Annotated in this window: 9 protein-coding genes; 1 reads left to right on the top strand and 8 read right to left on the bottom strand. The window is 36.8% G+C overall.

Annotated features, from left to right (window positions below):
- Positions 1 to 40 precede the first annotated feature (40 nt).
- A complete protein-coding gene (locus tag C2I06_RS14195) occupies positions 41 to 1,723 on the top strand; it encodes a methyl-accepting chemotaxis protein (protein ID WP_164463706.1) in 1,683 nt (560 codons plus the stop codon).
- A gap of 939 nt (positions 1,724 to 2,662) precedes the next feature.
- Here C2I06_RS14195 and C2I06_RS14200 read toward each other — a convergent pair.
- The 8 genes from C2I06_RS14200 to C2I06_RS14235 form a co-directional block, all read right to left on the bottom strand.
- A complete protein-coding gene (locus C2I06_RS14200; protein WP_123258263.1) occupies positions 2,663 to 4,120 on the bottom strand; it encodes an MFS transporter in 1,458 nt (485 codons plus the stop codon).
- 97 nt (positions 4,121 to 4,217) lie between these two features.
- Positions 4,218 to 4,829: a cysteine hydrolase family protein gene (locus C2I06_RS14205; RefSeq protein ID WP_095329931.1), complete on the bottom strand. Its 612-nt coding sequence runs from the start codon at positions 4,827 to 4,829 to the stop codon at positions 4,218 to 4,220.
- 70 nt (positions 4,830 to 4,899) lie between these two features.
- The gene (locus C2I06_RS14210; protein WP_123258264.1) at positions 4,900 to 5,934 is read right to left on the bottom strand and encodes an ABC transporter substrate-binding protein; all 1,035 of its coding nucleotides are present in this window, start codon (positions 5,932 to 5,934) and stop codon (positions 4,900 to 4,902) included.
- A gap of 44 nt (positions 5,935 to 5,978) precedes the next feature.
- The gene (locus tag C2I06_RS14215; RefSeq protein ID WP_095329933.1) at positions 5,979 to 6,794 is read right to left on the bottom strand and encodes an ABC transporter permease; all 816 of its coding nucleotides are present in this window, start codon (positions 6,792 to 6,794) and stop codon (positions 5,979 to 5,981) included.
- 71 nt (positions 6,795 to 6,865) lie between these two features.
- Entirely contained in the window at positions 6,866 to 7,636 is a 771-nt protein-coding gene (locus C2I06_RS14220; protein ID WP_123258265.1) for an ABC transporter ATP-binding protein, read from the bottom strand.
- Between the two features lie 119 nt (positions 7,637 to 7,755).
- On the bottom strand, positions 7,756 to 8,082 hold the full coding sequence (locus C2I06_RS14225) for a Na-translocating system protein MpsC family protein (RefSeq protein WP_047943648.1): 327 nt from the start codon (positions 8,080 to 8,082) through the stop codon (positions 7,756 to 7,758).
- A gap of 247 nt (positions 8,083 to 8,329) precedes the next feature.
- Positions 8,330 to 9,763 carry an NAD-dependent succinate-semialdehyde dehydrogenase gene (locus tag C2I06_RS14230; protein ID WP_123258266.1) on the bottom strand — a complete coding sequence of 478 codons (1,434 nt, stop codon included), beginning with the start codon at positions 9,761 to 9,763 and terminating at the stop codon, positions 8,330 to 8,332.
- A gap of 127 nt (positions 9,764 to 9,890) precedes the next feature.
- A complete protein-coding gene (locus C2I06_RS14235; RefSeq protein ID WP_123258267.1) occupies positions 9,891 to 12,131 on the bottom strand; it encodes a GAP1-N2 domain-containing protein in 2,241 nt (746 codons plus the stop codon).
- Positions 12,132 to 12,599 lie beyond the last annotated feature (468 nt).

Here is a 12,599-nt window from a genome sequence, read left to right on the forward strand (position 1 = left end):
TATGAGGATTATTTACATTAAAAAAAGGAAGGCGAACAGTATGAAAATTTCCATCAGGTATAAATTATTAGCAAGCTTTCTGATTGTTTCTATTTTATTTATGATTCTGTCCTATTATTCTTATAAAAGTACAAAAGAAACAGTAGAAACTTATGATTATGTAATTGAAACCGTAACAGAATTACGCTCTATTTCTGAACAAATACAGACAAATGCAGCTAGAGAAATTTCAAACTTAAGGGGTTATTTTGTTTATAGAACTGATGCCTATAAAAATAGAGTAAATGGCGCAAGCACAAATATTGATACGCTTGTTAACACTGGGATAGAAATCTCTACTGAGGCAGAAACAGTAAAGCGATTAAAGGATATACAGACTTTAAACAAAGAACTTACTCATAAGGCGAATGCATTGATGAATAGTAATAACCCTTCTCCATCTGCTTTAGATGAGATTACGACATTATCTGACAGCTTATCTGATCAAACGGAAGCTTTTAATATTTGGCTGACCCATGATATTTTGAATCCAGAGGTTGAAAGAGCTCATACAGATTCTGAACAAAGAATGATGCTGGTACTTATTTTTAGTGTATTAGTTACGTTGCTATCTATCGTAATGGGTTTCCTTCAATCAGCTCTTATTATGAAACCAATTCAGTATTTAAAAACAAATATGCAAAAAGTCGCAAAAGGGAACTTACACACAGCAAAATCCCCAATAAAATCCAGAGATGAAATTTATCAATTAAATGAAGCTTTTGAACAAATGAAAGAGAATTTAGCAAAAATGATTGTTAACATGACAGAAAGCTCAAATCTGGTAGCAGCATCTGCAGAGCAATTAAATGAAAGTGCAGAACAATCAAGCAATGCGTCTGCAGCAATTGCTTCCTCTATTCAGGCAATTGCTGCTAGCAATGAACATGCAATTGTTAAAATATCTGGCAATACGCTTGCCTTAGATTCAATTTTAACCGGAGTAGAGGCGATTAAGGATCGTTCTTTGCATGTGTCTGCCTTATCACAAGCTGCCTTTACAAATGCAGAAAAGGGCACAAAACAAATCGAAGATAATTTAACACAAATGAAATTCATTTATGACTCTGTACAACGTTCCAATACGATTATTGCTTCTTTAGCTGACCGATCACAAGAAATAGGAAAAATGATTGAGTTAATAAGTAATATTGCCGAGCAAACAAATTTATTAGCATTAAACGCGGCTATTGAGGCGGCTAGAGCAGGAGAAAACGGCAAAGGCTTTGCCATTGTAGCCGATGAAGTTCGTAAATTAGCGGAGCAGTCTCAAGCTTCCGCACAAGATATTTCCCAATCTTTACATGGAATTCAGCAGGATACATCCGACGCAGTCACCATGTTAAATGAGACAATGGATCGAGCGAAGAACGGAGTAACTATTTCAACAAATACGGTTGAATCCTTCTCGACCATTGTGTCCAACACTCAAAAGGTGGCCCCAGAAATAGAAGAGGTTGCCCAAACAGTTGCTACCATCACAATACAGATTAAAGATGTGGTCGAGGTTGCAAATGAAATTACCCTTCTTGCTAAAGAAAATGGAAATAGTACAGAAGAAGTTGCCGCTTCTACAGAAGAACAATCAGCATCGATGGAAGAAATTAAAGCTTCTGCTGAATCCTTATCCAGCATGGCAGATGAATTAATGAAAATTGTGTCTCAGTTTAATAGTGAAAACTAAATTTTTTTGAAGCAAGAAGACCCGAAAAGTTAGCGTAAAAATTACTTTTCGGGTGTTTTTTTGAGGGGAATGGAATAATGATTTGTGGTTTGGCTGATTTCCTGTCCCGGTTGGCTGATATTTTTTTACTTTGGCTGATTTCCTGCCCCAGTTGGCTGATATTTTCTTACTTTGGCTGATTTCCTGCCCCGGTTGGCTGATATTTTCTTACTTTGGCTGATTTCCTGCCTCGGTTGGCTGATATTTTCTTACTTTGGCTGATTTCTCGCTCCGGTTGGCTGATATTTTTTTACTTTGGCTGATTTCCTGCCCCGGTTGGCTGATATTTTTTTACTTTGGCTGATTTCCTGCTCCGGTTGGCTGATATTTTTTTACTTTGGCTGATTTCCTGCCCCGATCGGCTGATATTTTTCTACTTTGGCTGATTTCTCGCTCCGGTTGGCTGATATTTTTTTACTTTGGCTGATTTCCTGCCCCAGTTGGCTGATATTTTTTTACTTTGGCTGATTTCCTGCCCCGGTTGGCTGATATTTTCTTACTTTGGCTGATTTCTCGCTCCGGTTGGCTGATATTTTTTTACTTTGGCTGATTTCCTGCTCCAGTTGGCTGATATTTCTTACTTTGGCTGATTTCCTGCTCCGGTTGGCTGATATTTTCTTACTTTGGCTGATTTCTCGCTCCGGTTGGCTGATATTTTCTTACTTTGGCTGATTTCCTGTCCCGGTTGGCTGATATTTTTTTACTTTGGCTGATTTCCTGCCCCAGTTGGCTGATATTTTCTTACTTTGGCTGATTTCTCGCTCCGGTTAGCTGATTCCCTCCTATTTCCCCTGATTCCCCGGTGTATTTGACTAATTTCTCGCTACTTTTAGCCAAAATCACCATTCATTTCATCGAGTATTCCCTATAAATATTAATTTTTCATCCTTCTTCCACTCCTCACTCCTCCTTCTTTTTTCTCCAGACAGAATAAACAAAATAAATAGCAATTAATACCAGAAGAACAAATAAAAGCAGAAATAAATAGTGAAAGCCTAACATGACTGCCTCAAATTCCGAGCGTCTTGTATCATTCATCCAATCAGTAATCGTTCCATCTAACCACATATTCATAAAAGTAATCGCTAGCGCTGTCCCGATTACCATTCCAATATTTCTTAGCAAGGCAATAGTACTGCTCATCATTCCTAAGAATTGTAAGGGAACATATAGCATCATTATGCTGTAATTGGGCGATGTTAAGATCCCCATCGAGAACCCCAATAAACAAAGCAATATGATTAATGTAGGTAAGGATGTCCCAGGAGATAGGAAGCTCAGCCCAAGCATCGTTATACATAAAAGCCCTAAACCAACTAGGACTACCTTTTCTCCCCCAAACCGGTCTGCTAACGATCCACTAATAGGACCAAGTACTGCCAGAAGCAATGGATAACACATTAATAAAAGTCCTGACTGCTCAGCAGAAAAGCCTAAAACACCTCGTAAATAAAAAGGTAATATAACAGTCGAAGCAAATGCTGCACAATAGCTTGTCATTAAGATTAATCCACCGGCTTTCACAATGGGGGAAGAGAAAATCGATGGTTGGATAAACGGGTGCTCCTCCTTCTTACTATGGAAGAAAAAGAAAAGAAAACAGGCAACACTAACACAGGCAATCCCTAATAAATAGATCTTATAAGCTCCCTCGCCAATCGAGTTGAGAACAAAAACAAAGGAAACAATCCCTATCCCAAAATAGATACTGCCTTTGTAATCAAAGCTAGAATGTTCAAAATGGCGGTCAATTGGAACAAATTTCTGTGCTAAAAAATAGGCTCCAATACTTATTGGAACAACAGTCCAAAATAAGATATGCCAAGAAAAGGATTCGATAAAAAATCCACCAACAGAGGGACCTAATAATGCTCCGATTCCGACAGATGTACTGATAATCCCAAGGGCTTTTCCTCGATGTTTCTCAGGATAAACATCTGTCACAATTGCCATATTAACTGCTTGAAGCATTGCTGCCCCACTACCTTGGATTACTCTAGCAATAATCAACATAGGAATATTGAAAGACAGGGCGGATCCACATGCTCCCGCCGCAAAAACTAAATAGCCAAGATTATGTATACGCTTCTTTCCAAACTGATCTGCTAGTTTCCCCATCAACGGTAAAAACAACATAATCGCCAATAGATAGCCATTGACAATCCATTGGGTAACAGAAAGCTTTGCCGAAAAATCAATGGATATATCGGTTAAGGCAATATTGACAAATCCAGCAGAAAAGTGGGACAAAAAAGCACCCGTACAAACAGATAGCAGTAAAAGTATGGATTGGAATTTTTGGCTCGAGGCTGATGGTTCTTTTCTTACTTCTAAAAAACTCAGCTTATTTTTTGTCATTTAAATCATCCTTTATGCTATGCATTCAAATCGAAAGAGGAGGAATGAGAGTATTATAAACTTCTCCCCCGTTTCCTCCAATCAAGCTATTCTCTTTCTACTGAAGAGCATGAATAGATTTAACCACTTCTTTACTGGTGGCAACTGTACCAAAAAACTGGTTAATGGTTTGCAAGGTCATCTCATGTGCCTCTTTTGAGAAGGCTGCCGTACAATCTGATAAGAAAATAACATCATAATCCAGCATAAAACCATCTCTTGCTGTTGATTCCACACATATATTTGTGCTAACACCTGCCATTAACAGCGTCTCAATTTTTAATGCTCTCAGAACAGAATCCAATCTTGTATTAATAAATGCACTATATCTATGTTTTATTACGATAACATCATTCTTCTCTGGTTCCAATTGATAAAATTCTGCTCCCCATGTATCCTTTCGGCAAAGCCCCTTCTGATTTTTTCCCTTTAGTCGCTTAATCCACGTTTCTGAATCTGTGCTGTCCTCATGAATTGTTTGTATATAAATAATCGGCACATTTATATCTTTCATCGAAGCGATCATGTCTTTTAGATTTGGCATCATTTCATCTACCATAGATACATCTAAATCCTGCTGAGCTAAGCTTCCTTCTTTATGACAATAATCATTTTGAACATCAACAATTAGTAATGCAGTATGTTTGGGATTCCATTCTAGTTGATTCATCAGCCTCATCCTTTCGTGTTAAATTTATACCTTCCTGTATTCTTTTGCATTCCCATCAAAATGATCCATGTTATTTAGAAAGCTCATCCACAAATTGCATGTCAATTAGCTTATCGTATTGATAGCCATTTGTATAAACTCCAGTTTTTTCGACAACTTCCATTGGTTTTGCAAGTGCCTCTTCGGAAATAAAGCCATCCTTACTCCAAAGACTGTCTGCATAAGCCCGATCAAGCGAAGCCTGCAAGCTTTCCTCCGCAGTCGAAGGGAATTCTTGTTTTAAAATTTCCATCGCCAATTCATGATCCTCATCAATCGTCTTAAGTCCTTTCATAACTGCACTGACAAAGCTTTTTACTGTCTCTGGCTCTTCTTCTATTGTTGATTTTTTCACGCTTAATACCGAATATGGGTAGTCACCAAGACTGGCAAAGCTATAAAAGGGTTCTGCCCAAACTCCTTTATTTATTCCTTCGGTAATCTGTGGTTCTGCACCATTCGCTATATCAGCTTGACCCGATTCAACTAATGAAACGACAGCACTTGCATCTGCAGGTTCTTCTAGTTTGACATCTTTTTCAGGATCTAAACCGACATCCATTAATAACCACCGCGTTAATAAATTGGGACTTCCGCCAAAGCGACCTGCTGCAATGGTTTTTCCTTTTAAATAATCAGCAAGTTTCTCCTTACTAGTATTGGCTATTGTTTGCTCTGTATCCGCCATTAAGTATACATTGGCTCGATTTACAACATTTACTACAGAAACAATAGGATCAGCATTTCCTGTGTTAGCCATTTGATTCGATTCTGGGCCACCAATATTTCCCCATGCATCCCCACTAACTACAGAAGTAACATGAGCACCGCCTGTTGCTGTAATTATTTCAACCTCTAGTCCCTCTTCTTCAAAAAAGCCTTCCCGAATCGCTGCATATAAAGGTAGATAGCCAATTAAATGAACTGGTTCAGCAATAACAAGCTTCTTTGTTCCATTCTCAGACTCTTTTTTACTACTTGTGCCTTTTGTTGAGGAACATCCGCTAAAAATAATTAAAAGTAGTATTAAATAAATTCCAAAATGAAAGTAGCGATTTTTTTTCATGTAAACTTTCCCCCTATTTGATGCTTTATCTAAACTGGATAGAACTACTCTCTCAATCCTTTTCCTCTTAATAAGCGCTTTTCCAGCCAAACAGTCCCTATATACATCAACACTGATAATATGGATAAAACAACAACTCCTACCCATACTAAATTTATATTCATAATTTGTCCTGCGTACAAAATCATTCTGCCAATCCCTTGTCGCGAACTAATAAATTCTCCTACGATTGTTCCCGCTAAGGCTAAGGCAATATTAATTTTCAAACTGCTGACAATCCACGGCATAGCAGAGGGAATAACGACTTTTGTAAAAATATGATGTTTTTTTGCGCCAAGGGAAAAAAGCATTCTTTCTAAATCAGCATCTACACTTTTCACGCCACTATGTGCAGCAATAGCAGTTACAATCACAGTCATCATAAATGCCAGAACAACTTTTGAGCTGAAGCCAATCCCAAAAAGAATAACTAAAACCGGAGCTAATGCAAGTTTAGGGATAGCGTTAAAAGCAATTAAATATGGCTCTGCGATTCTGGAATAAAAATAGGACCACCAAAAGGACAATCCAAGCAATGCACCAAAAAATGTGCCAAAAAGAAAGCCGATTATAGTCGCACCTGAAGTGTATAGAAGATCACTCCATAAAGTTCCTTCCGTAAAAGCAATAACGCCTGTTTCCCAAATAATCGTCGGACTGCTCCAATAATAAGAATCGATTATTTTCCACTTTGTGAATAGTTCCCATAAAATAAAGAAAAGAATACCAATTAAAACTTGCCCAATTAGCGTTATTCGCTTCTTTCTTCTTTCCTTTAATTCCTCATCCTCTATAATCGGCAATGTATCTACCTCTTGCATTTTTACTTTGTGCGGCAAAATAATTTGCTCTGAATTATCTCTCATCTATGTTCCTCCTCTTTTCAAGAATCTTATTTAGCTAATACTACTTCTTCCTTTAATAGTGCAAATAAATATTTTTTCAAAGCAATGAAATCCGGATGCAATAATGTATCTTGATTGCGTGGCCTTGCTAATGATACGTCTACCTTTTCCTTTAATCGTCCTGGTCTTGGGGATAGGACATAAATTTCATCTGATAAATAAATAGCTTCATCAATATCATGGGTTACAAACAAAATGGTTTTCTTAAAATCAGACCAAATATCTAACAGCCAAGTTTGCATCAATAATCGTGTCTGGGCATCTAAAGCACCAAATGGCTCATCGAGTAAAATAATATCTTGGTCATATAACAAGGTGCGTAATAATGCTGCTCTTTGTCTCATCCCACCAGATAATTCATCTGGATAATGATGTTCAAATCCCCCTAATCCGTATTTTTGAAGAAGTGGTTTAGCTCTTGCCACAGCTTCTTTCTTACTCACACCCTTTATTTCTAGTCCTAATATGACATTTTGCAAAATACTTCTCCAAGGTAGAAGCAAATCTTTTTGAAGCATATAGCCCACATATCCATTCTTGCCAACAATGTTCTTGCCATCGAGGATTACCTCCCCAGTAGTAGGCTTCATTAGGCCTGCGATGATATTAAATAACGTCGATTTTCCACAACCACTCGGTCCAATTAAGCTGATAAACTTGCCTTCTTGGATTTTCAAATTGGCATCCCTCAACGCTACTACTTCTTTTCCTTCTTTTTTAAAGATCTTATTCGTATGGCGAACTTCTAGTTTATACACCCTAAAACTCCCTCATTTCATAAAATATTTCTATTAATAAAAAAAACCGCCAGAATTTCCTGAGTGTTGTATCTCAGTCTAATTCTGACGGTTTTCCTGCTCTCTTCCAAAGAGTTCATTTAACCAGCCAAATAGGATTCAATTTTCTTGTCTAACATAATAATTGTTCCACTAATCTCTCTCATGGAATCATAATCCTTTAATATTAGCTGCACCTTGAAATGCAGTTTTTCTTCTAAATTGCGTAAAAGCATTTCCTTGTATTTATCAATTAATAGACGATCAATGATCTCCGCAAGGTTATCACTTGAACTTTCTATAATTTCCAGTACAGGAATACGCTTATGCTTAGCAATAATGATAATTTTATTATCGATTAAACTAATCTGCTGTTCAGTTAGCCCAACCTTAAAAATCAATTGATTGACAAGATTGTTTTCCTTCATGATGCTTTGCTTCAATTCTCCGAGAGTTCTTGGTAGCTGATCGACTAATATAATTATCACCCCCACTAAAGATAGCAGAACGAATAAGCCATTCTATAACCTATCAAAAGCTCGCAGCACACAAGCAAAACAAATCTATCTATATAAAATATAGAATATAGAATATTCTGTTTATTGGATCATATCATATCTTTGTACAACATTCTTCTATTTTGTCAGAAATTCTAACTCTATTTTTTAGAAAAGTTTAGATATCTAATTCCAATGAAAGAAATTTATACTCTAAATAATCTTCTAATCCATACTTTCCACCTTCGCGGCCGACTCCTGATTCTTTTACTCCGCCAAATGGTGCTTGTTCAGTGGTTGGTACCGGATCATTAATCCCAATTATGCCATATTCAAGGCCTTCTGACATTCTAAATACACGAGAGATGTCTTTTGTATAAAAATATGCTGCTAATCCATAGGAAGTATCATTAGCCAAATATAAGGCTTCTTCCTCTGTTTCAAATTCAAAAATTGGCGCCACTGGTCCAAATGTTTCTTCCGTCGCAATTTTCATCTCATGAGTAGCATGTAATAAAACTGTTGGTTCATAGAAATGGCCATTGTCATATTCTTCGCCAGCTGGTTTTTTTCCTCCATAGATGACTTTAGCGCCTTTTTGGATAGCATCTTGAATATGCTCTTCCGTTTTGGCAACAGCTGCTTCGTTTATAAGTGGCCCAATGGTTACTTCAGGATGTAGGCCGTTTCCAACAACCAAATTTTTCATTTTTGTTACTAGAATATCAGAAAAGCGTTCTGCAATTGTTTTCTGAACATAAATCCTATTCGTGCATATACAGGTTTGTCCTGCATTGCGAAACTTACTTGCAATTACGCCTTCAGCTGCTTTTTCTAAATCTGCATCCGCAAAGATGATAAAAGGAGCATGGCCCCCAAGTTCCATCGAGATCTTCTTCATTGTAGCAGATGCTTTTGCTGCAAGCTCTTTCCCTACTTTTGTTGAACCTGTAAAAGTGATTTTTCTAACTTCTTGTCTTTCCATCATCGCATCTCCGATTGGAGCCGCATCGCCATGAACTAAATTTAACACACCTTTTGGTAGTCCTACTTCATGAAATATCTTCATTACTTCTATTGCTGTTAAAGGAGTGGCTTCCGCTGGCTTTAGGACAACTGTACATCCTGCTGCAAGCGCTGGAGCAATTTTTCTAGCAAGCATGGCGATTGGAAAATTCCATGGAGTAATTGCTCCGACTACTCCTACTGGCTGTCTTAGCACAATAATTCGCTTTGTTTCTGAACTAGCAGGAATGGTATCGCCATAGATACGTTTTCCTTCTTCCGCATACCATTCCAAATAATCTGCTGCTAAATTTACTTCCCCCTTAGCCTCTGCAACTGGCTTTCCCATTTCAGTTGTAATAATTGCTGCGAGATCTTCGATTTGTTCGCGCAGTTTATCAGCTACTGTTTTTAAATAAATAGATCGTTCCTTTGCAGTTTTTTTCGCCCATAAAGGCAGTGCATTTTGGGCTGCATCAATTGCTAGATGCCCGTCTTCCTTTCCTCCTCTTGCCACTTCTTCAATAACCTTTGCAGTTGCCGGATTATAGACAGAATAAGTTTTTCCTGAAGCAGAATGACGCCATTCCCCATTAATATATTGCATTTTCATACTCCTTTCTCAACTGTTTTTCCCCTATCATAACAAACATTTTCAATAATTCCACTTAATCCGACTTGCTTACTCCTATAAAAAACGGAGCATCTTATTAAAAAAAGACGCTCCGTTTCTCTTAATTCACATAAAAATATCCTATAACTCCAAGAATGATTAAAACGATTAAAAGAATTCCATATTTGCGAAAAAACTTTACACCTGGATTCGCCGTTTGTTCACGAACTTCCTTTAAAAGTTTTTTCAAAGATTGAGATCGTATACTTGCTAATTCTCTTTTCCGTTCTTTCTTCTTCCAAATAGAATTTCGATCGGTAATTAAGTAATCTTTTAAGGCATAATTGAACCTTGGGCTTGTCCCGAATTTTTTCAAGGACCATTCAATATAATCAAGCATTTCATCTTCAGAACCATATATCGCTATATACGAAAAGACTTGGCGATGCTCCACGCCCTCCATTCCTCCTGGAAACAGAAGGAGAAATCGTTCATATGGCTTAAAAAGACCATTGTCTTTCGTAATCTCTTGGGCTAAATCACTTGCTTTTGCTTTAATTGGTTCACTTGCCATCCGAAAAACATGTTGTGTTTGTTCCTGAGATAGATAGAAATAGGTATACAGTAATTCTAATACTTCAAACTTCTCCTTTTCCCAGCCCTTTATCTCAAAACTACGTTCCTCTTTGCCTTGTAAAAATATCTCTCCAAACTGCTTAACATCGGCAAGATCTACTTTTTCCAACTGTAATTGTACCAATAGCTGTGCTTTTACATCCGGCAGTACCATCCGCTTATATGATTCAAATGGAATAGACCTTTGAAAATAAACGATTATTTCAAAGACAATGGCCATAGGATGGCTGCTTTTTTTCACTTCATACACTAGTCTATTTTTTGTTGATTTTAAGAACGTTGCATTATGCTCAAAGGAAGAATTTACATGCAATAGATTTTTGATATTAATTAAAATTTGGGATAAGGAATGTTGAAAGCTGAATTCATGCTTTAAATAATCTTCAATAATCTCTGAGTAAGAAAAAATATCACTCATATAAGATAGAACTTGCTGATACGTTTCTGGATATTTTCCAAGAATTTCCCATAGTGATTGGCAAATATCTTCGCCTTCATAATAAGCAATCGTTTTAACAATAAATTCTACAACATCTACATGTTCAACAACCTTTTGGATTTCCAAAACAAATCGCAGATAATCTCGAACAATGGAAGCATCCTTCATCCGCTCTTCTCGATGGAGCACTTGTTTGAAAATATGTACAAGCTCGAGCTTTTCCCGATGATTTTTTTGCAGAAAAGTATACAGCATTTTCAATGTCGCCACTTTATCGTTATCATAAAAATAATAATCTAGTTTTTCCATATAAAATAGAAGAAATAAGTCATTGTATGATTGAAGAACAAGTTTCTTCTGTTTATCCAATCCTTTTAAAGCCCGTTCACAGTAAACAAAAAATTCATCTAGCTCTGTGGCAGTTTCGAGTGCTTCAAAAGCAAAATGAAGATAATCATGATCTTCTTCCTTAAAGTTTAAGCCGTTTCTTTTGTCCTGACTTAAATCAAAAGTAAATTGGTTTTCCACGGCTCTTTTTCGGAGACGAATGGATCCCTGTTCTACAAACATTACATGGATATTTTCTAATATTTCTGGTTCATTATGAAAAGTAGTTGCACCAAATAATCTTCTTGTTTCATACGGCATATATATAAATAATAGTTCCAATAGCCACATTGCATATTTATGCTGCAGATGAGGTGAGGCCTGAAACGATATATACACTCTTTTCTTTTCCGCAACTGCCGTAATACAAGCAAATAATAATTCTTTGAATTTCTTTTCATCCAGTTGTAAAACATGAAACAGTTCTTGCTTTTTAGTAAAGATATTCTCTTTCGTATAAGAGACATATTCTATTTCTTCTAATTTTTCTCCTAGATTGTCGATATCTTCCAAGCTATAAAAATGTTCAATATGAAAAATTTGAGAGGGTTTATGAATCCATTCCTCTTTTCTACTTACAGGAATAATATAATTATGTACAAACAGGCGATTCTTTCGCTTTGGGCTTTCAGCAGGCGCAAAACTAGATTTCCCTATCACTAATTCTCCCGTATCAGGCTGCATTAAAGTAAATTGCGGTGGATAATTCTCTATTTCTTTGTCACTGCTTTTCTTTAATTCACTCGGCATATGATACGTACTAATTGGAATTAGGTATTTCTTGATGAAGCTTTCCTCCACGTTAGGTGAGAAAACTATAGTATCAGACTCATCACCTGTAAGAAAAAGACCTTTACTATCTCTAGTTACTATTTGCTGCTGTATCAGGCTTTTTCCCATTATCCTCTCCTCCTTCTTTCCTTGATTGTATAAGTTAGGTTTATATTAATGCTTCTATATTCATCACTATATTTACAATATAAAAAACAACTTTCATTTCATTTTCGAAAAATAAAAAACAGCTAATATCTGTATTATACAGGCATGCTGTTTTTTTAAAAACCAACTTCGCTCCACTTTTCTAATAAATATAGAAATTCTTCCTGCTTTTTTACGAAAATTCTATATGTGATTGCCTATTCTAGAAAAGTTCTGGAGTCTGTATCCTTTTTCTTTTTTGTTTCTTGCTTTTGGTAATTGAGCGCTCCTCTCTGTTCCCCTTTTTCTTTCTGTCTCTTGCTTTTGGGCACAGAGCGCTCCTCTCTGTTTCCTTTTTTCTTTCTGTCTCTTGCTTTTGGGCACAGAGCGCTCCTCTCTGTTCCCCTTTTTCTTTCTGTCTCTTGCTTTTGGGCACAGAGCGCTCCTCTC

The organism is Niallia circulans (assembly GCF_003726095.1).
GTDB lineage: Bacteria > Bacillota > Bacilli > Bacillales > Cytobacillaceae > Niallia > Niallia circulans_A.